We start from the raw sequence: 25,620 nt of genomic DNA on the forward strand, positions 1-25,620 counted from the left end.
AATGAAGATTGAAAATATGTCCGACCTGCAGGTGCTGGTGCATACCGCGCGAGGCGGCACGCTCACCGCGGCGGCGCATGCGCTGGGCATCACGCCGGCTGCCGCCAGCGCCACGCTCAAGCGGCTGGAAACCCAGCTCGGCGCCCGCCTGTTCGAGCGCTCCACCCGTGCCATGCGCCTCACGCCGCAGGGCCAGACGCTGCTCGACTACGCGGTGCGCGCCTTCGAGCTGCTGGACGAAGGCGAGTCGCTGGTCACGGCCGACCGGGGCGAACTGGTCGGCACCTTGCGGGTGGCGGCGCCATCGGACCTCACGCGCAGCACGCTGCTGCCGTGGTTCGACGAGTTCCTGGCGCTGCACGCCGGCGTTCAGCTGTCGCTGTCGGTCGGCGACCGGCCGCTCGACGTGATGCGCGACGAGGTCGACGTGGCGCTGCGCTATGGCCCGCTGGCCGATTCGCGGCTGGTGGCGCGGCCCTTCGCCATGACCAATCCGTTGTTGATCGCCTCGCCCGACTACCTGCGCCGCCATCCCGCGCCGAAGACGCCGCAAGACCTGGCGCAGCACAACTGCCTGATCTTCAACCGCGGCGGGCGCGCCAACCGCGTCTGGCGTTTTGCGCAAAAGGGCCAGTGGACCGACGTGCGCGTGAACGGCAACCGCAGCGCGGACGACGCCTCGCTGGCGCGCGAATGGGCGGTGGCGGGCCACGGGATCACGCTGAAGTCGTCGCTCGATGTGCGCGACGACATCCGCGAGGGGCGGCTGGTGCGGCTGCTGCCGGAGTGGGACACGGAGCCTTATCCGCTGCATGCGCTGCTGCCCAGTGGGCGGTTTGTGCCGGCTCGGGTTCGGGCGTTTGTGGATTTCTTGGCGTTGAAGTTCGAGGCGCTGATAGGAGCTTGAACTGTTGGCGTTGGTTTGTTTGGCGCTGCTGGCCGGGACTCGCCCCGGCGGGCGACTTACTTTCTTTTGCTTCGCCAAAAGAAAGTAAGCAAAGAAAAGGCGACCCCACTGTCCGCGTCCCTCCGCTTCGCCGCGGGCAACCTGCGGTGCTCGCGTTCCGCGGGGTCTCGCCCAAACTCGCTTCGCTCAGACAAGGGCGAGCCCTGACCCGCGAAACGCTCCGCTCCTCGGCGCGGCCAGAGGGGAGGGAGCCGGTTCAGGCCATCGCTTCGCTCGGCCCTTGCAGTTCGAACGGGCCTTCGCTGCGCTCGGCCTTGGGTTTTGCTCCCTCTCCCCTTGGGGAGAGGGCTGGGGTGAGGGCGGCGGCGCTCGATACCGCCGCTTGCTCCCACGTCCCACGCGCCGCCCTCAGATCATCGGCGTCACCGCCCCATCCATCGCCACGATCGCGCCCGTCACATAGCTCGCCTTCGCCGATGCCAGGAACACCACCGTGTTGGCGATTTCCTCCGGCGTCGCGATGCGCCCCAGCGGCAGCCTCGCCTTGGCGCGTGCCAGCGCCTCGTCGGTGCCGATGCCCGCCAGCTTGGCGTCGGCCTTCATGCCTTCCTGCAAGCGCTCGGTCAGCGTGAGGCCGGGGTTGACCGCGTTCACGCGCACGCCCTTGCCGGCATAGGCCGCGGCCATGCCGGCGCTCACCAGCATCAGCGCCGCATTGGCCGCGCCGCCGGCCATGTGCACGGGGCTGGCCACCTTGCCGCCCTGGCCGATCACGTTGACGATGGCGCCGCGGCCGCGCTGGCCCATGCGCTTGACCACCGGGTCGATCATGTGGATGTAGGTGAAGTACTTCGCGTCCATCGCGTCGTGCCAGGAGGCCGCGGTCAGGTCGTCGGGCGGGGTGCGGCGCGCGGCGCCGGCCGAATTCACGAGCACGTCGACCGCGCCGAAGGCCTGCTCGGCCGCGTCGAGCGCGGCCACGGCGCTGGCCGGGTCCTTGAGGTCGGCCGCATGCACCGACACGCGGCCTTCCGCCTGCGCATGCGCCTCGAGCAGCGTCTTTCGGCCCTGCTCGAGGTTGGCGATGTCGCGCGAGACGAGGCTCACGCGCGCGCCCTCGCGCAGAAAGCCCAGCGCGCAGGCCAGGCCGATGCCCTTGCTGCCGCCGGTGATGAGAACGTGCTGGTCCTGGAGCTGGAGGTCCATGAAAAAATCCTTGGCCGTGATGAATGGGAATCCGCCGGCGATTGAAGCACCGCCGTGAAACCCCTGCACGGACGCGGCCGTGCGCCGCGAACCCTAGCGCTACCTACCGGCTCAGCGCCTTGCGCCCGCGCGCTGCATCGGCTCGGGTTCCAGCGCGCCCGGCGCGGTGTCGGTGGCGTCGCGCAGGTGGCCGTTGTTGTCGTGGTGCGCCAGCAGCTGGCGCGTGCGCTGCCAGGCCGACAGCCGTGCCGGCGGCACGTCGATGAAGGAGGCCAGCGCGAACAGCGACGATTCCTCCTTCTCGGGCGGCGCCTCGCGCTTGTTCTGGCGGCGGCGCCAAGGCGCCATCACCAGCATCGCCACCCCGATCACGCCGATCAGCACCGCATACAGGCCCAGCAGGTGCATCACCTCGGGCTGCGAGCGCGCGCCCAGCACGTAGGGCCAGGCATACCAGACGGCGCAGAACCAGATGGCGATGGTGAGGGCCGGGCGCGCCACGCGCAGCCACAGGTACATGGCCAGCGTGCGCCGCGGCGAGCGGCCGGTGCCGAAGGCGCGCAGCGAAATGCGCGCGGCGTCGATGATCGGCTCGTCCACCGCGGGCTGGCCCCAGGAGCGCGAGCGGCTCGGCGGCGGCGTGTCGTCGTACTCGGGAAAACGGCTGGGTGTCTCATGGTTTTCATTGCGCATCGGAAACTCCTCTGTCAGGGCTGGTCCATACCGCGCGCTTGCCGCGGCGGCGTAGCAGGACCTTGGGAAGGGCGATGACGGTGGTCGCCATCGTCAGGGTCCAGAAAGCGATCGGGTACCAGATCGTTCCGGCGAAATAGCGCAGCAGGTCGCGGTCGTAGCGGCGATCGATCCACAGGCTCAGCAGCATCTGCAGAATGCAGGTCATGGCCAGCAGCGTGCCCTGCCAGTGCGGCAGCAGCGCGGAGTGCCACAGCGAGTCGACCGGCAGCAGCGGGCGCACCAGGCTCACGAGCAGCACCGCGGCCATGGCATAGGCCCACACCACGCTCGTCATGTACTCCGCATAGACCAGCCACATGCGCCAGTTGCCCGGGCGCAGGATGCGCGGCGTGTAGCGCAGCATGGTCTGGATGCCGCCCATGGCCCAGCGCAGGCGCTGCTTCCACAGGCCGCGCAAGGTCTCGGGCATCAGGATCCAGCACAGCGCGCGCGGCTCGAAACGCAGCTTCCAGCCGGCGAGCTGCAGCTTCCAGCTCATGTCGATGTCCTCGGTGAGCACGTCGGGGCTCCAGAAGCCCACGTCGATCACCGCGCGGCGGCGGAACATGGCAATCACGCCCGACACCGTGAACAGCGTGCCCACCAGCTGCTGCGAACGCTTGATGAGCCCGATGATCGAGGAGAACTCGCCCACCTGCATGCGCCCCAGCAGCGTGGTGCGGGTGCGGATGCGCGGGTTGCCCGTCACGGCGCCGATGCGCTCCGACGCCAGCATCGGCTGCAGCATCCATGCAATGGCGTCCTCGTCGATCAGCGCGTCGCCGTCGATGCCCAGGATGTATTCGCCGCGCGCCAGCTGGCAGGCGGTGTTCAGGCCGACCGCCTTGCCCTGGTTGCTGGCGTTGTGGACCACGCGCAGGCGGCTGTACTCGCGCGTCATCTCGTCGAGCAGCTCGCCGGTGCCGTCGGTGCTGCCGTCGTTCACCGCAATCACCTCGTAGTTCGGGTAGCGCGTGCGCATGAGCTGTTCGATCACCTCGCGCAGGTGCGGCGCCTCGTTGAAGCAGGGCACCACCACCGTGACCAGCGGGCGCGTGGGCAGCCGATCGAGCGGGTTGCCCTCGATGTCGCGCTTGCGCTCGAACACCCACGCATGCGAGAGGCCGCCCGCCATCCACACGTAGGCCATGAAGAAGGGGTAGTAGAAGACGAAGCCGAACAGCAGCGACGGCAGCGTCTGCGCGAGGAAATGACTGGAGCTCATGGCGAGCGTTCTCCTTGCGGGGACTGCGGAGGAATTTCAGCGGAGGCCGGCCCCAGGGCGCGGGGCAGCAGGGTGCGCACCGAGAGGGCCCGGCGCACGGTGTCCAGCGAGGGCTGGTCGTTCAGGAAGTCGTCGGGGTAGTAGCCCAGGTGGCGCACGCCGGCGCGCTGCAGCAGCGTCCACTGGCGCGTGAGCTCGGCGTCGGGCACGGGCTCGCCGGTGCGCCAGTCGCGCGCCTGCAGCTCGAACACGGTGCCGTCCAGGCCGCGCGGCGTGTCGGCCGCGCGCTTGGCGAGCCGCGCCAGCCAGGCCTGTGCGTCGGCTTCGCCTTCCATGCGCGGCATGGCCATCAACGCCACGTAGTCGTAGGCGGCGAGCGAGGCCTCGTAGTTCTGCGCGAACCACTGCTCGGCCTGGGGCTCGAGCAGCGGGCGCGCATACAGGTTGCGCGCGGTTTCCAGCGCGGGCCGCCAGGCGCCCACGCGCGCGGCGAGCTCGTGCGTGAAGTCGATCAGGTAGCGCGTCTTGGCCGTGGTCCAGCGCGCCATCAGCGCGGGGTCGGCGCGGATCGCGGCCACGTCGCGCGGCAAGCCCCAGCGCTCGTAGGTGGCCAGCGCGGCGGGGCTGGCGTCCTCGTCGTCCGCGAGCATGGCGTCGTCGTGGAACAGCAGTCCCTCGAAGAAGGCATGGCTGCCCAGGTCTTCGTAGATGTCGCCGACCAGCGCGCGCACGGCCGGGTCGAAGGGCGTGAGGCGGTGGTAGCGGTCGTCGGGTGTCGTGCCGGCCTGCGTCGCCACCGTGTGCGTGGCGAGCGGGTTGGCCTCGGGCAGCCGGAAGGCCGTGACCGGCATCCACGCGTAGACCTTCACCCCGGTGCGGGTGCGCAGCTGCCAGGCGGCGCGCGCGAACAGGTCGGCGCGCATCGGCAGGTGGCGGTTGGGAAAGTACATGGCGTCGGCCACGCCGTCGCCGTCGGGGTCGGCATAGGCCTGCAGGAACACCGAGCGCGGGCGCACGGCGGCCACGCGGTCGATCAGCAGCGACAGGTTGCGCTCCTGCTGCGCGGGGTCGGGGTCGTACACGTAGTCCAGGTCCACGTGCATCACGCGGTTGACCGGGCGCACCTCGCCGCCCACGGGGCTGCGCAGCAGCCGGGCGTACTCGGGCGCCTGGTTGTCGTAGGCGGCCAGCGCGCGGCGGATGCGGCTGAGCGGCACGGCGCCGGTGTTGGGGCCGTCGTCCAGCGTGAAGGTGATGGGCATGCCCGCGCGCTCGGAGGCCTGCAGCGCCGCGGTGTTGTAGGCGCCGTAGGGCCACACGGTGGCGCGCACCTTGGCGCCGGTGCGCGCCTCGATGATCTCGCGGCTGCGGCGCAGGTCGGTCTCCACGCGGCGTGCGTAGGCGTCGTCGCTCTCGTAGCGGCCGGTGGCGCTGTCGTAGCGGTGCGTGGCGGCCGAAGGCAGCAGGTTGCCCTGCGGGTTGGCGGCGATGCCGGTGTGCATCGCATCGGTGTGGCTCGCGAACTCGACCAGGCCCGAGCGCGCCATCTCGGCGGCTTCGGACCACAGCAGGAAGTTCTCGCGCGGCGCGGGCTTGTCGCCCCAGTGCACCAGCTGGCCTGCGGGTACGTCGAGCCAGCTGGTCACCAGCGCCATCAGCGCCGGGTAGTTGTAGCGCTTGAGCAGCGGAAACACCTTGGTGTAGGCGCTGCGGTAGCCGTCGTCGAAGGTCAGCAGCACGGCCTGCGCCGGCAGCGGCTTGCCGCCGGCGCGCGCGTCGACGATCTGCTGCAGGCTCACCGGCCGGTAGCCGCTGTGCTCGAGCCAGGCGAACACCTCGGCGAAGGTGCGCTCGTCCACGGCGGTCTCGTCGGGCGAGTCCGCAAAGGTGGCGCGCACGTTGGTGCGCACGTCGTGGAAGGACAGCACGCGAAAGGTGAGGCCGTCGCTGGGGTCGGCCGGCGGCAGCGGCTGTGCCGGCGCGGGCAGCGCCACGGCCAGCAGCAGCCCCAGCAAGGCGGTGCGCCACAGGGAAAGGAAGTTCTTCATCGTTCGCATCACGGCAGGGGCATCGAGAGGTTCAGGAAGACGCCGCGCTGTCGCTCGCGCACGCCGTCGTAGGGATGGCTGGAAATGCTCAGGCCGTAGCGCAGCGTGAGCTTGGGGCCGAGCTCCCAGCGGTGCTCGTAGCGCAGGCTCCACAGCGGCCCGCTGCCGAAGCCGGCCTGCCGGTAGGTGCCGCCGCTCAGTCCCACCACCTGGAAGAACTGGCGGTCGTCGCGCTTCCAGTTGAGCCATTGCGCGCGCACGCCGAGCTCGGTGCTGCTGTCGCTCGACGGGTTGAAGTAGGGCGCGTCGACGGCGCGCCCGCGGCCGGCGGCGGTGGTCAGCTGGGTCTCGAGCTGGAAGCTCGGCGTGCTGATCCAGCGCTCGCGCCAGCCCAGTTCCAGGCCGTTGCGCACGTTGCCGTCGCTGAAGTCCATGCGCTGGTACTGCAGGTCGAAGCGGCGCGACTCGTTCACCACGTAGCCCACGCTCGCGCCGGTCTCGCGCGCGCCGATGCGGGCCACGCGCGCCTTCCACGGCAGTTCCTTGCTGTCGCCGTCGTAGGTGGCCGACAGCCGCCAGGCGTCGCTGGCGCGGTAGTCCACGCGGCCCGCCACGCTGTTCTGGTAGGGGCCGCCGTTGGAATGCTGCAGTGCGCCTTCGGCCAGCCAGGGGCCGCGCTGCCAGGCCAGGCCCAGCCCGCCGCGCGCCCAGTTGGCGTTGCCGATGTCGGTGTTGCCGCGGCCGAGCGACTGGTCGTAGAACAGCCGCCATTCGTCGTTGACGAGGCCGGAGCTGAGCCTGCCGTCGACGCGCCATTCGCGGCTTGCAATGGCCGCGCCGCCGCGCGAGGCTTCGGCATCGACGTCCAGCCGGGGCCCGGTAATGGCGCGCCGCTTGCGCTCCATCTCTCGCACCTCGGCCGTGTCGGGTGCATCGGCCACCACCGATTCGGCGCGGCGGCGGGCCTCGGCGAATTCGTCGGCGTCGAGCAGGGCTTCCACGTAGCCGGTGCGCGCGCTGATGTCGTCGGGGTGGTCGGCCGCCAGCGCCTCGAAGCGCGCCACGGCGGCCTCGGGGTGCTCGCGCATCCGCTCGGTCAGCGCCGCGCCGTAGGCGTAGCCGGCGTTCAGCGGCGCCTCGCGTGTCAGCACGTCGAACTGCTGCTCTGCCAGCGCATGCCGGTCGCTGTACAGCGTGAGCAGGCCGCGCAGGCCGCTCACGTCGCTGTACTGCTCGTTGGGACGGCGTGCTTCGGGCGCCAGCCGCAGGTAGGTCGGGGTGGCGCCTTCGAGCCGCGCGAGCAGCGCCTGCGCGTCGTCGAAGCGGCCGGTGTCCTGGTAGGCGTAGACCAGGCCGAAGTAGAGCGGGTCGGGCATGGGCAGGTCGTCCCCGCCCTTGCTCACCGCCGCCTCGAACAACGGCACGGCCTCGGCCGAGCGGCGCTCCTGCGCATAGGCGCGGGCTGCGGCGCCCAGGCCGTAGAACGGCAGTTCGGTGCCGGCGGCGCGCATCGACTCGTACAGCGCAATGGTGTCGGCGGGCCGGCCGCGCTCGACCAGCGCCAGCAGGCGGTCGCTCAGCAGCCGCACGCGCAGGGCGCGCCAGGCCGGCGCATCCGCGGGGTCGGCCTGCAGGGCGGCGGCATCGGCGCGGGTCAGTGCGGCTTCTTGAGCGGCCAGCACGCGGTCGAGTGCAACCACGCGTTCCGCGCCCAGGCGCTGGTCGCGTTCCTGGATGGCCCAGCGCAACTGCTGGCCCAGGGCCTCCTGCTGCAGCGTGGAGAGCGCCAGCGGCGAGAAGCTGCCGGGCGTGGCGCGCTCCGCCGCTTCGGCGTCGTCGGAGGCGCTCGATGCGGCGCCGCTGCCGGCGAGCAGAAAGTCGGCCTCGCGGCGCAGGTCGGGGCGCTCGGGCCGCAGGGCGCCGGCTTCGGTGTAGGCGGCCAGGGCCTGCAGCGGGTCGTTGTCGGCGCGGGCCACGGCGGCGCGCAGCTCCAGCAGCGAGACGCGGTCGTCGATCTGCTTCGAGGGCTGCGCGGCCAGGGCGGTGTAGATCGCCTTCGCACCCGCGACGTCGCCGCTGTCGAGCCGCCAGTAGGCTTCGTGGATGCGCGGCTCGCGGGCGTCGGGCTGCCGTGCGCGCCAGAGCTTGACGGTGTCGCCCTGCAGCGAAAGATCCTTCGTGCGCCGGGCGGCCACGGTGAGCGGGCCCAGCGCGTAGTCGCTCAGCCCTGCGGGCGGGAACCGGCGCGCCAGCGCCACGGCTTCGGCGAACCGCCCGTCGGCGACCGCCACGACGACGGCGTCGGACGCGGCGCGCCGCCGTTCGGCTTCGCCCAGCGGCGATGCGAGCCAGGCCTCGAGCTGCTGCAGCGCCTGCGCCGGTGTGACGCGGCCTTCGCGGCGTGCGGCGATCAGCGCGTCGTGCTGTTGCGGGCTGTAGGCCATCGTGCTCGCGTCGGACGCGGGCGCCTGGGTGACCGAAGGCTGCGCAAGGGCCGCCGACGTGTCGAGGGCCAGGACGCAAACGATGGGGAATCCTCGTGCTGCTTTGGCGAGGCGATGAGACAACGACCCTGCGGGTGCCGATTGGCGCCCGAACGTGACCGTGCCTCCAGCTTTTTTCTGGATATGCACACTGCTCCCTTGAACCGCATCTCTCATGCGGCGAAATGCCTGCATGAAAGCCGAACTACCGTGCGGATCGATGCCGCAAGCTGGTAGTTCTTAAAAAAAGACTCAGGAAAGGACTCTATGGAGAATAGTTAACAAACGCAAACATAAGTACCAGGTTCTCGTTATAAACGTGAACATGTTTACGTTTTCGGGGTGGGCAAGCCGCCGCCATGTCAGACAAAGGCGTTCCAAACGCCTGCCCGGGGAGCCCACTAAGATCGCGCGATGAACGCTCCTTCGGCTTCCTTTCCCCGCTTCTGGTCCCAGCTCACCACGCGCGACTTCGCGTCGCTCGACGCGGCGGCCACGGTCGCGGTGCTGCCGCTGGGCGCGACCGAGCAGCACGGCCCGCACCTGCCGCTGGGCGTGGACACGGTGCTGGCCGACGGCATCGTGGCGGCCGCGCTGCCGCTGCTGCCGGCCGAATTGCCGGTGCTGTTCCTGCCGACCCAGCAGATCGGGCTGAGCCCGGAGCACGCGCGCTTCGCGGGCACGCTCACGCTGTCGGCCGAGACGCTCATCCGTGTATGGAACGAAATCGGCGCGGGCGTGGCGCGCGCAGGGGTGAAGAAGCTGGTGCTGTTCAACGCGCACGGCGGCCATGTGGGCGCGATGGACATCGTGGCGCGCGAGCTGCGCGCGGCGCACGGGCTCATCGTCTACAGCGTGAGCTGGTTCAACCTGCCGCTGGGCGACGCGAACGCACGGTTCAGCGCGCAGGAGCATCGCTTCGGCGTGCACGGGGGCGAGATCGAGACATCGATGATGCTGGCGCTCACGCCGCAGCTGGTGCGCATGGGCGAGGCGAAAAACTTCAGTTCGACTTCGCAGCAGCGCGCGGCTAACTACGCGATCCTCGGCAACGGCAAGAGCGCCAAGCTCGGCTGGGCCATGGAGGACTACAACGCGCACGGCGCCGCAGGCAATGCGGCCGCTGCAACCGCCGAGAGCGGCCAGGTCGTGATCGATGCGGCCGCGCAGCAACTGGCACTGCTGCTGGCGGAGGTGTCGCGCCTGCCGCTGAGCACGGCCCACACGGGGCCGCTGCCTTAGGCGGCGCCCTTCAGCACCCCGGCGAACATGTCCGAGTCGACATTCCCGCCACTCACGCTGATGCCCACCGTCTTGCCGCGCCAGCGTTCCTGCTGCTGAAGCGCCGCCGCCAGCGCCGCGGCCCCCGCACCCTCTGCCACGTTGTGCGTGTCGCTGAAGAGGATGCGCATCGCGTTGGCGATCTCGTCGTCGGTGACCATGACCACGTCGTCGGCCTCGCGCAGGATCACCTCCACGGATTCGGGCACCGGCGTGCGGCACGCCATGCCGTCGGCCAGCCGCGTGGTGGCCGGCGCTTCCACCGGCTTGCCCGCGCGAAAGGAATCGCGGTACGCCGTGGCATGGGCGGACACCACGCCGATGAGCCTGGTCGACACGCCGCAGTGCGCGCGCGCCGCCGCCGCCGCGGCAAAGCCCGAACCCAGGCCGATCGGCACGAACAGCACGTCGGGTGGCGTGCCCGACAGCGCATCGAAAAATTCGACATACGCCGTCGACACCCCGCGCACCAGCTCGCGGTGGAACGAGGGCACGCGGTGCAGGCCGTCGCGTTCGGCCAGCACGCCCGCATGTTCGGAAGCCGCCTGGAAGTCGTCACCGTGCTCGACCAGCGTCACGCCCAGCGCGCGCATCGCGGCGTTCTTTTCGGTCGAGTTGCCGTGCGGCACCACGATGGTCGCGGCCAGCCCGTGGCGCCGCGTGGCGAAGCCGACCGACTGGCCGTGGTTGCCGCGCGTGGCGCTGACCGCATGGCGCACCTCGGGATGCTCGCGCGCCAGCGTTTCGAAGTACGTCAGGCCGCCGCGGATCTTGAAGGCGCCGGCCGGCGTGTGGTTCTCGTGCTTGGCCCACACCGTGGCGCCCAGGCGCTGCGACAGCAGCGGCCAGGCGTACTGCGGCGTCGGCGGCATGGCCGCGTGCACGGTGCGCTGTGCGGCTTCGATGTCTTCGCGGGTGAATTTCACGGGTGCCCTTGTTCGATGTTCACTTGCGTTCGGTGAGCGCCACGCGCACGGCCAATGCGGCGAGCACGCTGCCCATCACATAGCGCTGCGCGCGCAACCAGCCCGCGCTTTGCGACAGCACCGCCGTGATGCTCGCGGCGCCGAGGATCATTGCCGTGTTGACGGCGGCGCTGGTCGCCATCTGTGCCACGCCCAGCTGCATGCTCTGCAACAGCACCGAGCCTCGCTCGGGGTGGATGAACTGCGGAAAGAACGACAGGTAGAACATCGCCACCTTCGGGTTCAGCAGGTTCGTCAGAAAGCCCATGCGAAACAGCCTGGCCGGCGGGTCGGCCGGCAGCACGCGCGCCTCGAAGGGCGCATTGCCGCCGGGCTTCACCGCCTGCCACGCGAGCCACAGCAGGTAGGCCGCGCCGGCCAGGCGGATTGCGTCGAAGGCCAGCGGCACCGCCAGCAACAGCGCGGTGAGCCCGAGCGCGGCGGCGAACAGGTGCACCAGGAACGCCGTCAGCACGCCGCCCAGCGAGATGAGCCCGGCGCGGCGGCCCTGGATCAGCGTGCGCGAGACGCAATAGATCATGTTCGGCCCCGGCGTGAGGGCCAGCAGCAGCGAGGCCAGGGCGAACCAGGCGATTTCGGTGAGGCTCAGCATGGTCAGAGTCCTTTGGATTCGAGCGTGACGGGGCCGCGCGGCGTGTCGAGCACGGCAATGAGGTTCGGCGGGCCGGCATCCACCGGCATGGCTGCCATGCCCACGGCCGACAGGGCGGCCGCCAGCGCCGGGGCGCGCGGATGCACGGCGCGCAGCGCACGCATTGCCAGGCCGGACTTCGGCATGGCGTCGGTCGGATGTACCGGGCCCCACTGAATGAGCGTGGGCAGTGCGCCGTAGAACAGCCGCTGGCCGTCGTCGCGCACCGTGATCTGCCATTCGAGCCGGCCGGCCGGCGTGTCGCGCGAGGCCTCGAGCAGCGTGCCGCGGTCGATGTGCGCATGCTCCTCGTGCGCCAGTGCGCGCGCGGCGGCCTGCGCGTCGGGCACCCGGGCCACGAAGTGAATCAGCCGGGGCCCGCGCTGCGCGAGCCCGGCCTGCAGCGCGGCGTCGTCCAGGTCGAACCAGCGGTGCGTCTTGGGGCGCGAGGGCTGCTTGCCCGGCTCGATGGCGATGATTTCGAGGTAGGCCGCCGGAAAGTCGTCGCTCGCGATGTTCAGCAGGCGGTTGTGCGTGCCCATCAGCGGGTGCGTGCCGCCCGGCCCGGGCGCGACGCCGAGCGTGGCTTCGCACCAGGCCACGCCCTCGTCGAGCGAGGCGGCGGCAATCACGAGGTGGTCGAGTTGCGCGTGCATGGCGTGATGGTCTCCTTTTGGCGGGGCTACAGCGTGACGTGGCCGTCGACGCAGGTCACGGCGTCGCCGCCGACCCAGATCTTTCCGACGGCGTCGCGCTCGATGTACACACGGCCCGCGCGGCCCAGGCACTGGCCCTGCGCGGCCAGGTAGCGCTCGGGCATGTGGCCGTCGGCGATCAGCCATTCGGCCAGGCTCGCATTGAGGCTGCCGGTGACGGGGTCTTCCTGCACGCCGATGGGCTCGGCGAAGGCGCGCACTTCCAGGTCGATCTTCGCGCCGTCTTCGTTCGGCGTGGCGGGCCGGTTGCCGAAGGCGCGCGCCTCGCGGTTCGAACGGCCGATGAGCAGTGCGGTGTCGTGCGCCGCGGGCACGCCCGCCACGCCGGCCTTCACGCCCAGCTCCTTGAGCGCACGGTGGTCGGGCTGCAGCGCCAGCACGGCGTCGGCGTCGTTGACCAGCAGGCCGAACCAGACCGGGCCGTTGTCGAGCACCTGCGCCGCGACGATCTGCTGCGCCTTCAGGCCCAGCGCGCCCGCCACCTTGGCCAGCAGCGCGGGGCTCGGTGCGCTGCGCTTGAGCGGCGGCGCGGCGAAGGCCAGGCGAGCGCCGTCGCGCCGCAGCGGCACCAGCCCGGCGCCGCACTGCTGCACCACCTGGCCGGCCGCCTTGGGCTTGCCGCCGGCCTGCAGCCACGCATGGCAGCTGCCGATGGTCGGGTGGCCGGCAAAGGGCAGCTCGCCGCCAGGCGTGAAGATGCGCACGCGGTAGTCGGCGGCGGGGTCGGTCGGCGGCAGCAGGAAGGTGGTCTCGGACAGGTTGGTCCACTGCGCGAAGCGCTGCATGGCCTCGTCGCCGAGGTCCTGGCCGTCGATCACCACGGCGAGCGGGTTGCCGTAGTACGCGGTGGCGGTGAAGACGTCGACTTGCTTGAAGGGGCGGGATTTCATCGGATTCATTCGAGAGGCAGATCGAGCACGCCGCGCGCGCCCGGACGGGAAAGCAGGTCGGCGTACCAGCGCTCGACGTTCGGCCAGGCCGGCCGGCGGTATTCGGCGGCCGGCAGGCCGAACCAGCGGTGCGCTTCGCAGCCGAGCGGGAAGTCGGCCATGGTGAAGCTGTCGCCGCCCATGTAGGCGTGCTTGCCGAGGTGCGCGTCGAGCATCGCGAACAGCGCCTCGCTCTCGCGCACCGACGCATCGATGAGCGCGTTCTGGCGCTCCGACGGCGGCGTGCGCACCCACTGGATGAAGGCGTCGCGGCTCGCGCGGTTGAGCGTGGTCTGCTGCCAGTCCATCCAGCGCTCGGCGGCGAAGCGCGCGGGCAGTTCGCTCGGATAGAAGCTGCCGTGCGAGTGCCTGGCGCAGAGGTAGCGCACGATCACGTTCGACTCCCACAGCGTCACGCGCTCGGCGCCTTCGCCGTCGTCGATGGTGGGCACCATGGCGTTCGGATTGAGCGCCAGGTATTCGGGCGTCTGCACCACGCCGAACCTGCCGCCGGCCTCGGTGCGCTGGAAGTCGAGGCCGAGCTCCTGCGCGCACCACACCACCTTGCGGACATTGATCGAACTGATGCGGCCCCAGATATTGAGCATGGTCGTGATTCTTTCGTTGATTCCTGGATTCAGGCCGCCATGAGCCGCGCGGTGCCCGACACGCGGACCGAGCTGCCCGCTGCGGGCGCGATGTCGGCATGCAGCTTCGACAGCATGCCCATGTCCTCGCCCTGCACCACGTCGATGGCGCCGCCGTGCGGCCAGCCGATGTCGCGCAGGTAGCCTGCCAGCGCGGCGGTGGCCGCGCCGGTCGCGGGGTCTTCGTGGACGCCGCCGGAGGCGAAGGGGTTGCGGGTGTGGAAGCGCTGCGCCGTCTCGGAGTGGAGCAGCAGCACGGTCGTGAGGCCCGCGCCGTTCATCAGCGCGCGCCCGGCTTCCAGTTCGTAGTGCATGGCCGACAGCAGGGCCCGGCTCTTCAAGGCCAGCACCAGGTGATCGGCACCCGCGTGCGCGACGGCCGGCGCAATGCGCGGGTCCAGGTCGCCGGCCGCGTAGCCGAACAGGGCCAGCGCGTCGGACACCAGCGCGGGCGCCGCAGCCGCGCTGCGCGTGGGTGGCGACTGCAATGCCGCGGCCACGAGCTTGCCGTTGCGCCGGCCTTCGACGGTGATCCGCGCATGGTTGAGTGCCAGCGCGAACACGCCGTCGCCGTGCTGCAGCGCGAGCGCGGCGCCCAATGCGATCGTCGCGTGGCCGCAGAACGGCACCTCGGACTGCGGCGAGAAGTAGCGCACGCGCCAGCCGTCGGCGGTGCGGGCCGCGAACGCGGTCTCCGAGAAGCCGACTTCCGCGGCGACGGCCTGCATCCGTGCCGCGTCGGGCAATGCGTCGCCGATGACGACGCCGGCGGGGTTGCCGCCCGTCTCGCCGTCGGAGAAGGCTGCGATCTTCAGGACATTCATAAGGGTGTCTTTCTCAGCGCGGCGCGGGCCGGTCGAGGAACAGCAGCCGCACGGCCAGGCCCAGCATCACGGCGGCCAGCAGGCTGCTCTGCAACCGCGCGGCGCCGGGACGGCGGTGCAGCCAGCGGCCGACCTGGCCGCTGCATGCGCCCAGCAAGGTGTTGAACGCCAGCGCGGCCAGCGACAGCACCACGCCCAGCTGCACCAGCTGCAGCGGCACGCTGCCGCGCCCGGGGTCGACGAACTGCGGCAGGAAGACCATGAAGAACAGCAGCGCCTTCGGGTTGACCAGGTTGTTCAGCAGCGCCATGCGCACGATGCGGCCGAACCCTGCCGGCTGCGCCTGCGCACCCATGCGCAGACCGCCGCCGCTTCGCAGGGCCTGTACCGCCAGCCACACCAGGTAGAGCGCGCCCGCATAGCGCAGCACGTCGAACGAGGGCGGCCACGCGGCCACCAGCGCGGTGACGCCCGTGGCCGCGAACAGCGTGTGCACCAGGTCGGCCGCCGAGATGCCCAGCGCCGCCGCAAAGCCGCCGCGCGGGCCATGGGCCACGCCGTGCGAGAGCACGAAGGCCATGTTCGGGCCCGGCGACAGGAACAGCGCCAGCACGGCGAGCAGGAAGAGCGAGAGCGTGGCGAGGCCGATCAAGGAAGGCTCCTGGTGGGAGGGGTGGGGTGGGCGGCTGCCTCAGATCTGCGCGGCCGCCAGCGTCTTGTCGCCGAGCAGCACCAGCTCTTCGCGCAGCGTCTGCGCCAGCGCGGCGATGGCGATGTCGATCTGCTCGACGCTGGCCGTCACGAACGACAGGCGCAGCGTGCGCGGATCGCCTTCGCCCGCGTAGAACGGCGCGCCCGGCACGAAGGCCACGTTGCGTTCCACCGCCTTGGGCAGCAGCGTGACGGTGTCGATGCCCTCGGGCAGGCGCGCCCACAGGAACATGCCGCCCTTGGGGGCGTTGAACTTCACGTCCAGGCCTTTCATCTCGCGCTTGAGCGCGGCGATCATCGCGTCGCGCTGGCTCTTGTACAGCGCGCGGATGGTGGGCACGTGGCGCTCGAGGAAGCCGTCCTTCATCACCGAGGACACCATGCGCTGCGTGAAGATCGGCGTGTGCAGGTCGACGGCCTGCTTGGCCTGCAGCAGCTTCGGGTAGATCGACTTGGGCGCCACCAGGAAGCCCAGGCGCAGGCCGGGTGCCAGCACCTTGGAGAACGAGCCCAGGTAGATCACGCCTTCGGGGTTGCGCGCGGCCAGCGGCAGCGGCGGGGCTTCGTCGAACCAGAGTTCGCCGTAGGGGTTGTCCTCGACGATCGGCAGATCGGCTGCAGCGGCGGCTGCCGACACGGCGGCGCGGCGCTCCTCGGTCATGGTGCGGCCGGTGGGGTTCTGGAAGTTGGGCAGCAGGTAGACGAAGCGCGCGTCGCGGGCCTTGGCCACCAGGTCTTCGACGATCACGCCGTCGTCGTCGCTGGCCACCCCCACGGGGTTCGGCTCCATCGGGCCGAAGGCCTGCAGCGCGCCAAGGTAGGTGGGCGTCTCGACCAGCACCTTGCTGCCCGGATCGATCAGCACCTTGGCCACCAGGTCGAGGCCCTGCTGAGAGCCGGTGGTGATGAGCACCTGCGAGGCGTCGACGTCCCAGGGCAGCATGTCGGCCACGGCCTGGCGCAGCGGCGCGTAGCCTTCGCTGGCGGCGTACTGCAGGGCGGCCTGGCCGTCGGTGTGCAGCACTTCGGCGCAGGCGTCGGCAAAGGCCTGGATGGGGAAGGTCTTGGGCGAGGGCAGGCCGCCGGCCAGGCTGATGATGCCGGGGCGCTCGGTGACCTTCAGGATTTCACGCAGCACCGAGGGATTCATCTTGGCGGCACGTGCGGCGAGTTTCCAGTTCATGGGGTTCTTTCAGGCGGTGAGGTGAGATTCGAATGAGAGGGTACAGGCGGATCAGCGTCCGTGCGGGCCGGCCTCGCCGGCGGCGGCGGCTGGCGCTATTTTCGGCGCGGCGGCCTTCATGGGGTTGGCCGCGTTCGCCGGCTGCGACAGCCGCTTGCCGACCACCACCGTGGCCACCACGGCGACGGCGAAGCCCAGCGTCACCAGGTCCAGCGGCTCGCCCAGGATCGGGATCGACGCGAGGATCGACAGAAAGGGCTGCAGCAGCTGCGTCTGGCTCACGCGCAGTGCGCCGCCCAGGGCCAGGCCGCGGTACCAGGCGAAGAAGCCGATCCACATCGAGAACATGCCCACGTACACGAAGCCCAGCCACGACGCCGTGGCGATGGGTTGCGTCGGCCACAGCGCCAGCGTGGCCGGCAGCGTGAAGGGCAGCGCCATTACGCAGACCCAGCAGATCACGCGCTCGGCGCCCAGCGAGGGCGTGACCTGCGCGCCGTAGATGTAGCCGAATGATGCGGCGATGACGGCGCCCACCAGCAGCAGGTCGGCCCACTCGAAGCCGAAGCCGTGCCCCGTCTGGCTCGCGCGCAGCACCGAGAACACCACCACCAGCAGGCTGCCCGCGACCGCGCACAGCCAGAAGCCGAGCCGCGCGCGCTGGTGCAGCACCCAGGCCGCGACCGCGGCCGTGACCAGCGGCAGCAGCGCCGTCACCACCGCTGCATGGCTGGCCGTGACCACGCGCAGCGCATAGGCCAGCAGCAGCGGAAAGCCGATGCAGTTGCCCAGCACCGCGATGCCCAGCGACTTCCACTGGTGCGGGGCCGGACGCCGCGAGCGCGTGACCAGCAGGAACACGGCCGACAGCAAGCCGGCCAGCGCCGCGCGCCCGAGCGTGACGAACCACGGCGACAGCTGCGGTGCGTCCTGCGTGCCGGTGGCCAGGCGCGTCATCGGCAGCGTGACGGCGAACATCGCCACCCCGAGCACGCCGAGCCACATGCCCAGCGTCTCGTCCCTGATGTCGAGCTTCATACGCGCACCATCCACCACGCGGTGAGCACCAGCACCAGCCCCATCGCGCGGTTGAACCACAGCAGCCGAGCGCCCCTGGCCAGCCAGTCGCGCAGCAGCGCGCCGACCAGCGCATAGGTGAAGTTGCTGGTGAAGGCGAAGAACAGCATCACCGGCGCCACGATGGCGAAGCGGCCCAGCGCGTCGGGCTGGCGGGGGATCCAGCCCGCCACCAGCGTGAGCGCCAGCAGCCAGGCCTTGATGTTGACGAACTGCAGCATCACGCCCTGGCCGAAGCCGACCGACAGGCTGGCGCCATCGGCCTTGCCGAGGGTGGCGCTGCCGCTGAGCTTGTACGCCAGCCACAGCAGGTAGGCGATGCCCAGCACCTTGATGGCCACGCGCAACGGGGGCACCGCCACCACCAGCGCGCCGATGCCCGCGGCGCACAGCGCCAGCAGCAGGGTCCATCCGACCGGCACCGCCACGATGAAGCGCATGGCGCGCGGCAGGCCGCCGTTGGCGGCCAGGGCGGTGGACAGCGTGGTGTTGGGTCCGGGCGAGAAACTCATCGCCGTGGCCAGCACCAGCAGCGCGGTGAATTCTTGCCAGTTCATGGCACACACTCTAAACTTCAGACCATTACAGTGCCAATACAGATGATCGAACAATCCCGGAATCTGTATTGGTCAAGCGTTCGACACAGCGCCCCTTCAAGAGAGGCGGCGCTCCTGCCGCGAGTGAACCACGCATGCTGACACGCACCTCCACCCAGTCGCTGACCAGCCAGCTCGCCGACCGCCTGGGCGAGCGCATCCGCACCCGGCTGCTGCCGCCCGGCGCCCGCCTGCCCTCGGTGCGCGAATGCGCGCGGCAGCAGGGCGTGAGCCCGTACACGGTGGTGGCGGCCTACGACCAGTTGCTGGCGCAGGGGCTGGTCGAGGCCCGCCGGCAACGCGGCTTCTATGTGCGGGACTCGGCACCGGTACAGGACGGCCGCCCGGGCAACGGCCCGGACGCCGGCACCGTGAACGGCATGCCCGCCGCGATGGCCGTGCAGATGATGGCCTCGCGCGTGCCGGCCGACGCCAGCTCGCTGATCCGCAGCATGTTCCACCGCCCGAGCGACAAGCCGCAACCGGGCATGGGCGTGTTCCCGCCCGACTGGATGGCGTCGACCTTCATGCCCACCGCCGTGCGGCGCATGACCAGCACAGCCGTGCTGCAGGAGCTGTCGCTGCAGTACGGAGAGCCTGCGGGCGACATGGCGCTGCGGCGCAGCCTGTCGCAGAAGCTGGTGGGCATCAACGTGCCGGCCTCGCCCGAGCAGATCGTGACCACCATCGGTGCCACGCATGCGCTGGACATCGTGAGCCGCACGCTGCTGCGCGCGGGCGACCCGGTGATGGTGGAGGAGCCGGGCTGGGCGCTGGAGTTCGCGCGGCTGGAGGCGCTGGGCATGCGCATCCTGCCGGTGCCGCGGCGCGCCGACGGGCCCGACCTGGAGGTGATGGCGCAGTACTGCAGGCTGCACAGCCCCAAGCTCTTCGTCAGCGTGAGCGTGCTGCACAACCCCACGGGCTACAGCCTCACGCCCGGCAGCGCGCACCGCGTGCTGCAACTGGCCAACGAGCACGACTTCCACATCGTCGAGGACGACACCTACAGCCACCTCGCGCCCGAGCACGCCACGCGCCTGAGCGCGCTCGACGGGCTGCAGCGCACCATCTACGTGAGCGGCTTCGCGAAGATCCTGGCGCCCAACTGGCGCATCGGCTTCCTTGCGGCGGCGCCCGCGCTGAAGGAGCGGCTGCTGGAGACCAAGCTGCTGGCCACGCTGACCTCGCCCACGCTGTTCGAGCGGGCGCTGTCGTGGTGCATCGACCAGGGGCAACTGCGGCGCCACGCCGAGCGCATGCGCATCCGGCTGGACGGCGCGCGCAGCCGGGCGGTGAAGCTGGCCATGTCGCACGGCTGCAGCTTCGCGTCGGAGCCGGCGGGGCTGTTCGGCTGGGTCGATACCGGCGTGGACACCGACGCGCTCACGCAACGCATGCTCGACCAGGGCTATCTGCTGGCGCCGGGGTCGCTGTTCCATGCGCGCCGGCCGCCGAGCACCATGATGCGGATCAACTTCGCGACCTCGCAGGACGCGGCGTTCTGGAAGGTGTTCAGCAAGGTGCGCGGCGAGCTCTGACGGCCGCGAAAAGCCCGGGGCCTTGGAGTAAGCTGGCAACACAAGAAAACCCAGCCTGGAGACCCCCCATGAGCAACGCCAACAAGCCCTTCGACTTCAGCCAGTTCGTCCCCGGATTCGACTTCCTGAAGAACCTTGCCGGGGGGGCGGCCGCAGGGGCCGGCACTGGCGCGGTGCCCGGCATTCCGAGCCTGGCGAGCTGGGTGGCGCCCACGCTGAGCGTGGAAGAGGTCGACAAGCGCATCCAGGAACTCAAGACCGTGCAGTACTGGCTCGAGCAGAACGGCCATGCGCTCAAGGCCACGATCCAGGCGCTCGAGGTGCAGAAGATGACCCTGTCGACGCTGCGCGGCATGAACGTGCGCATGGAAGACATCGCCAGCGCCTTCACCAAGCAGGCCGCCGCGATGGCGCCGGCGGCTGCAGCCGGTGCCGCCGGTGCAACTGCCTCGGCACCCGAGCCCGAAGAGGCGGAAGAAGCGGAAGAAGCGGAAGAAGCCGAAGCCGGATCACCCGAGGAAGAAGCGGCACCGGCGAAGTCGCGCGCCAGGCCGAAGGCCGGCAATGCCGGCGTGGTCGACCCCATGCAGTGGTGGGGCGCGCTCACCGAGCAGTTCCAGCAGATCGCCAGCACGGCGCTGCAGGACGCGGCGCAGCTCAAGGTGCCGGCCATGGCCCAGCCGCTGGCCGATGCCGTCAAGGCGATGGGCACGCCGGCCGCGCGCAAGCCCGCCGCCGCAAAGAAGGCCGCCGCAAGCAAGGCCCCGGCCGCCAAAAAGAAGCCCGCCACCGCCGCCCGCAAGCGAACCTCCGCGCGGCGCTGACGTCATACACGGATATTTTTTGAAGAGAACGGGTCGGCACGCATCATGAAGTTGTTTCCCTCCGGTCATGCCACCCATCCGCAGTGGCGCATGGCAGCCGGCCTCGTGCTGGCGCAGTTGCGCGCACAGATGGCCCTTCCCGACTACGCGTCGGCGCCCACCCTGGGGCTGCTCTACATCACCGACCACTACGCCACCGACGCGCAGGACATCCTCGACCACCTGAGCGCCGAGCTGCCCGAGGTGACCGACTGGTCGGGCACGGTCGGCATCGGCGTGTCGGCCAACAACGCCGAGTACTTCGACGAACCCGGCATCAGCCTGATGCTGTGCGCGCTGCCGAGCGACCAGTACCGCGTGTTCTCGGGCGTGGCGCCGCTGGGCAACTCCGAAATGAGCGGCTTCGAGGCGCACACGGCGCTGGTGCATGCCGACCCCGCCACGCCCGACCTGACCGAACTCATCGGCGAGATGGCCGGGCGCACCGACACCGGCTACCTGTTCGGCGGGCTGTCGTCGGGCCGCCACGGCTCGCTGCAGTTCGCCATCGGCGGCAACGGCAACATCCGCGGGCACGGCGCGGCGGGCGGCGTGTTTTCGGGCGGCATGTCGGGCGTGGTGTTCGGCGAGGGCGTGCGGGTGGTGTCGCGCGTCACGCAGGGCTGCCAGCCGCTGCGTTCGGGCGCGGTGCGCGAGCGCGAGATCACCGAGGCCGACGGCAACCTGCTGCTCAAGCTCGACGGCGAACCGGCGCTCGACGTGCTGCTGGCCGACCTGCAGGTGTCGCTCGAGCGTCCGCAGGAGGCCATCGACGCGGTGCGCAACACGCTGGTGGGGCTGGCCGACGCGGGCAGCGACGGCATCCGCCGCACCGGCGACCTGGGCGCCGACGTGCTGGTGCGCCACATCATCGGCCTGGACCCCACGCGGCGCGGCATCGCCATTGCCGACACGGCCGAGGCCGGCATGCGCCTGACCTTCTGCCGCCGCAACGCGCAGGCCGCGCGGGCGGACCTGATGCGCATCTGCGCCGAGATCCGCGAAGAGCTGGAACCCGAGGAGCAGACGCTGGCCACCGCGCGCGCCGTGGCCGCAGGCGAGGCCGAGGCCGCGCCGCACCCGGCGCGGCGCATTGCCGGGGCGGTGTACGTGAGTTGCTCCGGACGCGGTGGGCCGCACTTCGGCGCGCCCGGCGCCGAGCTGCAGATCGTGCGCCATGCGCTGGGCGACGTGCCGCTGGTCGGGTTCTTTGCGGCGGGCGAAATTGCCCGCCACCATCTGTATGGCTACACCGGCGTATTGACGGTGTTCACCAGCAACGACTGACCTTGGCGATCACGCCGGCTGCAGCACGCGCAGCCTGGGCGCTGGCATGCCGGTGAACGCGAAATCGACCTCGGGCGCCAGCCCGCTCACGATGCGCGCGATCGACTTGCCCGAGCCGCAGGCGTGCGTCCAGCCGAGCGTGCCGTGACCGGTGTTGAGGAACAGGTTCGGCAGCTTTGTCTTGCCGATCAGCGGCACGTTGCTCGGCGTGGCGGGGCGCAGGCCGGTCCAGAACTGCGCCTGCGTGGTGTCGCCGGCGCCGGGGAACAGTTCTTCGACGCGGCGCACGATGGCTTCGCAGCGCACCGGGTTCAGGTCGCGGTCGTAGCCATTGAGCTCGGCCGTGCCGGCAATGCGCAGCCGGTCTCCGGACGCCGACGTATAGCGCGAGAACACCAGCTTGAACTCGTCGTCGGTCAGCGAGACCTGGTGGGCCTTGGAAGCGTCCTTCACGGGCAGCGTCACCGAGTAGCCCTTGGCCGGGTAGATCGGCAGCCGGATGCCCAGCGGCGCGGCCAGCAGCGGGCTCAGCGAGCCCATCGCCATGACGAAGGAGTCGCCGCGGATGCGCTGGAAGCGGCCCTCGTGGTCGGTCACCTCGACGTGGTCGATCTGGCCGCCGGCTTCGCGCAGCGCGGTGACGGTGTGGCTCATGAGGAACTTCACGCCGGCCGCGGCCGCCAGCTTGGAGAGCTCGCGTGCGAAGCGGTTGGCGTCGCCCGATTCGTCTTCGGCCGTGAAGGTGGCGCCCGCCAGCTTGGGCCGGATGTGCGCGAGGGCGGGCTCGATCTTCACCGCCTCGTCGGCCGAGATGACCTGGCGCTCGCAGCCCAGCGCACGCATCTGCTCGGCGGGGGCGAGGGCGCCGTCGAACTCCTTCTGCGTCGTGTAGAAGTGCAGGATGCCCTGCGTGCGCTGGTCGTAGTCGATGCGCGTGTCGCGGCGCAACTGTTGCAAGGTGTCGCGGCTGTAGGTGCCCAGGTGCACGATCTGCGCGATGTTGTGACGGGTGCGCGCGGGCGTGCATTCACGCAGAAACTGCAGGCCCCAGAGCCATTGGCGCATGTCGGCGCGGATGCGAAACAGCAGCGGGGCGTCTTCCTTGCCCAGCCATTGCAGCACCTTGAGCGGCGCGCCGGGGTTGGCCCAGGGTTCGGCATGGCTGACGGAAATCTGCCCGCCGTTGGCAAAGCTGGTTTCGGCGGCCGGGGTGGCCTGCCGGTCGATCACGGTCACTTCGTGGCCGAGTTGCTGGAGGTAGTAGGCCGAAGTCACGCCGAGCAGGCCGGCGCCAAGAACGATCACGCGCATTTCAAATACCTTTTAAGGTTGAAGCGCTTGAACGACGGGCGTGGTGTGCTATTGAATCAATAGCAGGCAACCGGACGGCCGTGGTCCAAGTTGCCGCTCCCCCTGTCCTCGGTACCTGAGAGATTCACCCCCTGCGCCCGCAGCGGGTTTGCTCCTTCGGTGCATCGTTGCCACTGGGCGTGGTGCGATGGCTCTCCAGACGGCGTTGTCAGTTGATGCAGTACTGACCCCTTGCCGAAATCTTCTTCGAAGACCTCGTCGGGCCGACCTGAGCGTTCATGGGAGTTTGCGCCTTCGGTAGGGCCACCGGGGTGGCCCGCTCTCCTGCAGTGTGGCCGATTGTAAACACGGCCTGAAGTGAACGGTAACGCCTTGTGTTTCGGCCTGTCGGCCCAATGGGATAATCGCCAGTTGATTTGCCGCAGGGCAATTGCTTCAAACACAGGGGACCCCATGATCTTGGTTACCGGCGGCGCTGGCTTCATTGGCGCCAATTTCGTACTCGACTGGATCGCGAACAGCGACGAGCCGGTCGTGAACCTCGACAAGCTGACCTACGCGGGCAACCTCGAGACCCTCGCGTCGCTCAAGGGCAACCCGAACCACATCTTCGTGCAGGGCGACATCGGCGACAGCGCGCTGCTCGACCGCCTGCTGGCCGAGCACAAGCCGCGCGCCGTGGTCAACTTCGCCGCCGAATCGCACGTGGACCGCTCCATTCACGGCCCCGAAGACTTCGTGCAGACCAACGTGCTCGGCACCTTCCGCCTGCTCGAATCCGTGCGCGGCTTCTGGAGCGCGCTGCCTGCCGACCAGAAAAGTGCCTTCCGCTTCCTGCACGTGTCCACCGACGAGGTCTACGGCTCGCTCTCCAAGACCGACCCCGCCTTCACCGAAGAGAACAAGTACGAACCCAACAGCCCGTACTCGGCCAGCAAGGCCGCGAGCGACCACCTCGTGCGCGCCTGGCACCACACCTACGGGCTGCCGGTGGTCACCACCAACTGCTCGAACAACTACGGTCCGTTCCACTTTCCCGAGAAGCTCATTCCACTGATGATCGTCAACGCCCTGGCCGGCAAGCCGCTGCCCGTGTACGGCGACGGCATGCAGGTGCGAGACTGGCTCTACGTGAAGGACCACTGCAGCGCCATCCGCCGCGTGCTCGAAGCCGGCAAGCTCGGCGAAACGTACAACGTGGGCGGCTGGAACGAGAAGCCCAACATCGAGATCGTCAATACCGTGTGCGCGCTGCTCGACGAACTGAGCCCCAAGGCCGGCGGCCAACCGTACAAGGAACAGATCACCTACGTCACCGACCGCCCCGGCCACGACCGCCGCTACGCCATCGACGCGCGCAAGCTCGAACGCGAACTCGGCTGGAAGCCCGCCGAGACTTTCGACTCCGGCATTCGCAAGACCGTCGAGTGGTACCTCGCGAACAGCGAATGGGTGCGCAACGTGCAAAGCGGTGCCTACCGCGAGTGGGTTGAAAAACAGTACGACGCCGCACCGGCAAAGGCCGCGGCATGAAGTTGCTGCTGCTGGGCAAGGGCGGGCAGGTGGGTTGGGAACTGCAGCGCAGCCTGGCGCCGCTGGGTGAATTGGTGGCGCTCGATTTCGACAGCACCGACTTTCATGCCGACTTCAGCCGCCCCGAGCAGCTGGCAGACACGGTGCTCAAGGTGCGCCCCGACGTGATCGTCAATGCGGCGGCCCACACGGCCGTCGACAAGGCCGAGAGCGAGCCCGAGTTCGCGCGCAAGCTCAACGCCACCTCGCCCGGCGTGGTGGCCGAGGCGGCGCAGCAGATCGGCGCGCTGATGGTGCATTACTCGACCGACTACGTTTTCGACGGCAGCGGCAGCGCACCCTGGAAGGAAGACGACGCGACCGGCCCGCTGAGCGTGTACGGCCAGACCAAGCTCGAGGGCGAGCAACTGGTGGCCCAGCACTGCGCAAGGCACCTGATCTTTCGCACGAGCTGGGTGTATGCGGCGCGCGGCGGCAACTTCGCCAAGACCATGCTGCGGCTGGCGAAGGAGCGCGACAAGCTCACCGTCATCGACGACCAGTTCGGCGCGCCCACGGGTGCCGAGCTGCTGGCTGACGTTACTGCGCACGCCATCCGGGCGACGCTGCAGGACCCCACGAAAGCCGGTCTTTATCACGCGATTGCCGGCGGTGAAACCACATGGCACGGCTATGCGCGCTTCGTGCTCGGCCTGGCGCAGCAGGCCGGCGTCGAGCTCAAGGCCGGCCCCGATGCCGTCGAGGCCGTGCCGACCAGCGCCTTCCCGACCCCGGCGAAGCGCCCGCACAACTCGCGCCTGGACACCACCAAGCTGCAGACCACCTTCGGCCTGCGCCTGCCCCCCTGGCAGGACGGCGTTGCGCGCATGCTGCGCGAAACGCTCTGACGCGTGAATTCAC

Annotated in this window: 23 protein-coding genes and 1 riboswitch; of the genes, 7 read left to right on the forward strand and 16 right to left on the reverse strand. The window is 70.1% G+C overall.

Annotated elements, in window-relative coordinates:
* Window position 1: 1 nt before the first annotated feature.
* The gene (locus tag AC1DJH_RS26050) at window positions 2-907 is read left to right on the forward strand and encodes a LysR family transcriptional regulator (protein WP_478187694.1); all 906 of its coding nucleotides are present in this window, start codon (window positions 2-4) and stop codon (window positions 905-907) included.
* Window positions 908-1,315: 408 nt separating this feature from the next.
* On the opposite strand, the gene AC1DJH_RS26055 is transcribed toward AC1DJH_RS26050, so the two are convergent.
* From AC1DJH_RS26055 to pgaA, 5 genes are all read right to left on the reverse strand, one after another.
* Window positions 1,316-2,113, reverse strand: coding sequence for an SDR family oxidoreductase (locus AC1DJH_RS26055; protein ID WP_435486408.1), 798 nt, complete (start codon window positions 2,111-2,113; stop codon window positions 1,316-1,318).
* A gap of 111 nt (window positions 2,114-2,224) precedes the next feature.
* Complete coding sequence (locus AC1DJH_RS26060; protein WP_472120557.1) at window positions 2,225-2,806, reverse strand: PgaD family protein; 582 nt, start codon at window positions 2,804-2,806, stop codon at window positions 2,225-2,227.
* Window positions 2,796-4,073, reverse strand: a complete 1,278-nt coding sequence (gene pgaC, locus AC1DJH_RS26065) for a poly-beta-1,6-N-acetyl-D-glucosamine synthase (RefSeq protein WP_472120559.1) — start codon at window positions 4,071-4,073, stop codon at window positions 2,796-2,798. The genes AC1DJH_RS26060 and pgaC overlap by 11 nt, the downstream gene beginning before the upstream one ends.
* On the reverse strand, window positions 4,070-6,121 hold the full coding sequence (gene pgaB / locus AC1DJH_RS26070; protein ID WP_478187695.1) for a poly-beta-1,6-N-acetyl-D-glucosamine N-deacetylase PgaB: 2,052 nt from the start codon (window positions 6,119-6,121) through the stop codon (window positions 4,070-4,072). Before pgaB ends, pgaC begins: the two co-directional genes overlap by 4 nt.
* 8 nt (window positions 6,122-6,129) lie before the next feature.
* Window positions 6,130-8,565, reverse strand: a complete 2,436-nt coding sequence (gene pgaA / locus AC1DJH_RS26075; protein WP_478187696.1) for a poly-beta-1,6 N-acetyl-D-glucosamine export porin PgaA — start codon at window positions 8,563-8,565, stop codon at window positions 6,130-6,132.
* Window positions 8,566-9,018: 453 nt separating this feature from the next.
* On the opposite strand from pgaA, the gene AC1DJH_RS26080 reads away from it, so the two are divergent.
* Window positions 9,019-9,846 (forward strand): creatininase family protein, encoded by an 828-nt coding sequence (locus AC1DJH_RS26080; protein WP_478187697.1) that lies wholly within the window; start codon window positions 9,019-9,021, stop codon window positions 9,844-9,846.
* On the opposite strand, the gene AC1DJH_RS26085 is transcribed toward AC1DJH_RS26080, so the two are convergent.
* From AC1DJH_RS26085 to AC1DJH_RS26130, 10 genes are read right to left on the reverse strand one after another with little or no spacing between them, the layout of a single operon-like run.
* Window positions 9,843-10,811 (reverse strand): threonine dehydratase, encoded by a 969-nt coding sequence (locus tag AC1DJH_RS26085; protein WP_478187698.1) that lies wholly within the window; start codon window positions 10,809-10,811, stop codon window positions 9,843-9,845. The two genes, AC1DJH_RS26080 and AC1DJH_RS26085, sit on opposite strands and share 4 nt — an antisense overlap.
* A gap of 19 nt (window positions 10,812-10,830) precedes the next feature.
* A complete protein-coding gene (locus AC1DJH_RS26090; protein WP_435486401.1) occupies window positions 10,831-11,463 on the reverse strand; it encodes a LysE family translocator in 633 nt (210 codons plus the stop codon).
* 2 nt (window positions 11,464-11,465) lie between these two features.
* Window positions 11,466-12,158: a VOC family protein gene (locus AC1DJH_RS26095; RefSeq protein WP_435486400.1), complete on the reverse strand. Its 693-nt coding sequence runs from the start codon at window positions 12,156-12,158 to the stop codon at window positions 11,466-11,468.
* Between the two features lie 26 nt (window positions 12,159-12,184).
* The gene (locus tag AC1DJH_RS26100) at window positions 12,185-13,108 is read right to left on the reverse strand and encodes a PhzF family phenazine biosynthesis protein (protein WP_478187699.1); all 924 of its coding nucleotides are present in this window, start codon (window positions 13,106-13,108) and stop codon (window positions 12,185-12,187) included.
* 5 nt (window positions 13,109-13,113) lie between these two features.
* Window positions 13,114-13,755, reverse strand: a complete 642-nt coding sequence (locus tag AC1DJH_RS26105) for a glutathione S-transferase family protein (protein ID WP_472120571.1) — start codon at window positions 13,753-13,755, stop codon at window positions 13,114-13,116.
* A 29-nt stretch (window positions 13,756-13,784) separates the two neighbouring features.
* The gene (locus tag AC1DJH_RS26110; RefSeq protein WP_478187700.1) at window positions 13,785-14,618 is read right to left on the reverse strand and encodes a PhzF family phenazine biosynthesis protein; all 834 of its coding nucleotides are present in this window, start codon (window positions 14,616-14,618) and stop codon (window positions 13,785-13,787) included.
* Between the two features lie 13 nt (window positions 14,619-14,631).
* The gene (locus tag AC1DJH_RS26115; RefSeq protein WP_478187701.1) at window positions 14,632-15,270 is read right to left on the reverse strand and encodes a LysE family translocator; all 639 of its coding nucleotides are present in this window, start codon (window positions 15,268-15,270) and stop codon (window positions 14,632-14,634) included.
* Between the two features lie 39 nt (window positions 15,271-15,309).
* Window positions 15,310-16,512: an aminotransferase-like domain-containing protein gene (locus AC1DJH_RS26120; RefSeq protein WP_472120576.1), complete on the reverse strand. Its 1,203-nt coding sequence runs from the start codon at window positions 16,510-16,512 to the stop codon at window positions 15,310-15,312.
* A 51-nt stretch (window positions 16,513-16,563) separates the two neighbouring features.
* Entirely contained in the window at window positions 16,564-17,550 is a 987-nt protein-coding gene (locus tag AC1DJH_RS26125) for a DMT family transporter (protein ID WP_478187702.1), read from the reverse strand.
* Window positions 17,547-18,146 (reverse strand): LysE family translocator, encoded by a 600-nt coding sequence (locus tag AC1DJH_RS26130; protein ID WP_478187703.1) that lies wholly within the window; start codon window positions 18,144-18,146, stop codon window positions 17,547-17,549. Before AC1DJH_RS26130 ends, AC1DJH_RS26125 begins: the two co-directional genes overlap by 4 nt.
* A 134-nt stretch (window positions 18,147-18,280) precedes the next feature.
* Between AC1DJH_RS26130 and AC1DJH_RS26135 the strand changes: the two genes are divergently transcribed.
* From AC1DJH_RS26135 to AC1DJH_RS26145, 3 genes are all read left to right on the forward strand, one after another.
* Window positions 18,281-19,726, forward strand: coding sequence for an aminotransferase-like domain-containing protein (locus tag AC1DJH_RS26135; protein ID WP_478187704.1), 1,446 nt, complete (start codon window positions 18,281-18,283; stop codon window positions 19,724-19,726).
* A 68-nt stretch (window positions 19,727-19,794) separates the two neighbouring features.
* Window positions 19,795-20,550 carry a PhaM family polyhydroxyalkanoate granule multifunctional regulatory protein gene (locus tag AC1DJH_RS26140; protein ID WP_478187705.1) on the forward strand — a complete coding sequence of 252 codons (756 nt, stop codon included), beginning with the start codon at window positions 19,795-19,797 and terminating at the stop codon, window positions 20,548-20,550.
* 45 nt (window positions 20,551-20,595) lie between these two features.
* Window positions 20,596-21,876: an FIST signal transduction protein gene (locus AC1DJH_RS26145; RefSeq protein ID WP_472120582.1), complete on the forward strand. Its 1,281-nt coding sequence runs from the start codon at window positions 20,596-20,598 to the stop codon at window positions 21,874-21,876.
* A 9-nt stretch (window positions 21,877-21,885) separates the two neighbouring features.
* On the opposite strand, the gene AC1DJH_RS26150 is transcribed toward AC1DJH_RS26145, so the two are convergent.
* Window positions 21,886-23,187, reverse strand: coding sequence for a D-amino acid dehydrogenase (locus AC1DJH_RS26150; RefSeq protein WP_478187706.1), 1,302 nt, complete (start codon window positions 23,185-23,187; stop codon window positions 21,886-21,888).
* Between the two features lie 92 nt (window positions 23,188-23,279).
* A riboswitch (glycine riboswitch) is annotated at window positions 23,280-23,396 on the reverse strand.
* A gap of 244 nt (window positions 23,397-23,640) precedes the next feature.
* Between AC1DJH_RS26150 and rfbB the strand changes: the two genes are divergently transcribed.
* On the forward strand, window positions 23,641-24,720 hold the full coding sequence (gene rfbB, locus AC1DJH_RS26155; RefSeq protein ID WP_478187707.1) for a dTDP-glucose 4,6-dehydratase: 1,080 nt from the start codon (window positions 23,641-23,643) through the stop codon (window positions 24,718-24,720).
* Window positions 24,717-25,607 carry a dTDP-4-dehydrorhamnose reductase gene (rfbD, locus tag AC1DJH_RS26160; RefSeq protein ID WP_478187708.1) on the forward strand — a complete coding sequence of 297 codons (891 nt, stop codon included), beginning with the start codon at window positions 24,717-24,719 and terminating at the stop codon, window positions 25,605-25,607. Before rfbB ends, rfbD begins: the two co-directional genes overlap by 4 nt.
* Window positions 25,608-25,620: the final 13 nt, after the last annotated feature.

The sequence above is a fragment of the Variovorax sp. 10N412 genome (assembly GCF_056394985.1).

What these genes read in the sequence shown, in the direction of transcription:
- AC1DJH_RS26130 (WP_478187703.1), bottom strand. Translation starts at nt 18,146, where the DNA reads ATGAACTGGCAAGAATTCACCGCGCTGCTGGTGCTGGCCACGGCGATG.
- AC1DJH_RS26090 (WP_435486401.1), bottom strand. Translation starts at nt 11,463, where the DNA reads ATGCTGAGCCTCACCGAAATCGCCTGGTTCGCCCTGGCCTCGCTGCTG.
- AC1DJH_RS26100 (WP_478187699.1), bottom strand. Translation starts at nt 13,108, where the DNA reads ATGAAATCCCGCCCCTTCAAGCAAGTCGACGTCTTCACCGCCACCGCG.
- AC1DJH_RS26105 (WP_472120571.1), bottom strand. Translation starts at nt 13,755, where the DNA reads ATGCTCAATATCTGGGGCCGCATCAGTTCGATCAATGTCCGCAAGGTG.
- AC1DJH_RS26110 (WP_478187700.1), bottom strand. Translation starts at nt 14,618, where the DNA reads ATGAATGTCCTGAAGATCGCAGCCTTCTCCGACGGCGAGACGGGCGGC.
- pgaB (WP_478187695.1), bottom strand. Translation starts at nt 6,121, where the DNA reads ATGAAGAACTTCCTTTCCCTGTGGCGCACCGCCTTGCTGGGGCTGCTG.
- AC1DJH_RS26125 (WP_478187702.1), bottom strand. Translation starts at nt 17,550, where the DNA reads ATGAAGCTCGACATCAGGGACGAGACGCTGGGCATGTGGCTCGGCGTG.
- AC1DJH_RS26140 (WP_478187705.1), top strand. Translation starts at nt 19,795, where the DNA reads ATGAGCAACGCCAACAAGCCCTTCGACTTCAGCCAGTTCGTCCCCGGA.
- AC1DJH_RS26080 (WP_478187697.1), top strand. Translation starts at nt 9,019, where the DNA reads ATGAACGCTCCTTCGGCTTCCTTTCCCCGCTTCTGGTCCCAGCTCACC.
- AC1DJH_RS26050 (WP_478187694.1), top strand. Translation starts at nt 2, where the DNA reads ATGAAGATTGAAAATATGTCCGACCTGCAGGTGCTGGTGCATACCGCG.
- AC1DJH_RS26150 (WP_478187706.1), bottom strand. Translation starts at nt 23,187, where the DNA reads ATGCGCGTGATCGTTCTTGGCGCCGGCCTGCTCGGCGTGACTTCGGCC.
- AC1DJH_RS26060 (WP_472120557.1), bottom strand. Translation starts at nt 2,806, where the DNA reads ATGCGCAATGAAAACCATGAGACACCCAGCCGTTTTCCCGAGTACGAC.
- AC1DJH_RS26095 (WP_435486400.1), bottom strand. Translation starts at nt 12,158, where the DNA reads ATGCACGCGCAACTCGACCACCTCGTGATTGCCGCCGCCTCGCTCGAC.
- AC1DJH_RS26145 (WP_472120582.1), top strand. Translation starts at nt 20,596, where the DNA reads ATGAAGTTGTTTCCCTCCGGTCATGCCACCCATCCGCAGTGGCGCATG.
- pgaA (WP_478187696.1), bottom strand. Translation starts at nt 8,565, where the DNA reads ATGGCCTACAGCCCGCAACAGCACGACGCGCTGATCGCCGCACGCCGC.
- rfbB (WP_478187707.1), top strand. Translation starts at nt 23,641, where the DNA reads ATGATCTTGGTTACCGGCGGCGCTGGCTTCATTGGCGCCAATTTCGTA.
- pgaC (WP_472120559.1), bottom strand. Translation starts at nt 4,073, where the DNA reads ATGAGCTCCAGTCATTTCCTCGCGCAGACGCTGCCGTCGCTGCTGTTC.
- rfbD (WP_478187708.1), top strand. Translation starts at nt 24,717, where the DNA reads ATGAAGTTGCTGCTGCTGGGCAAGGGCGGGCAGGTGGGTTGGGAACTG.
- AC1DJH_RS26120 (WP_472120576.1), bottom strand. Translation starts at nt 16,512, where the DNA reads ATGAACTGGAAACTCGCCGCACGTGCCGCCAAGATGAATCCCTCGGTG.
- AC1DJH_RS26135 (WP_478187704.1), top strand. Translation starts at nt 18,281, where the DNA reads ATGCTGACACGCACCTCCACCCAGTCGCTGACCAGCCAGCTCGCCGAC.
- AC1DJH_RS26055 (WP_435486408.1), bottom strand. Translation starts at nt 2,113, where the DNA reads ATGGACCTCCAGCTCCAGGACCAGCACGTTCTCATCACCGGCGGCAGC.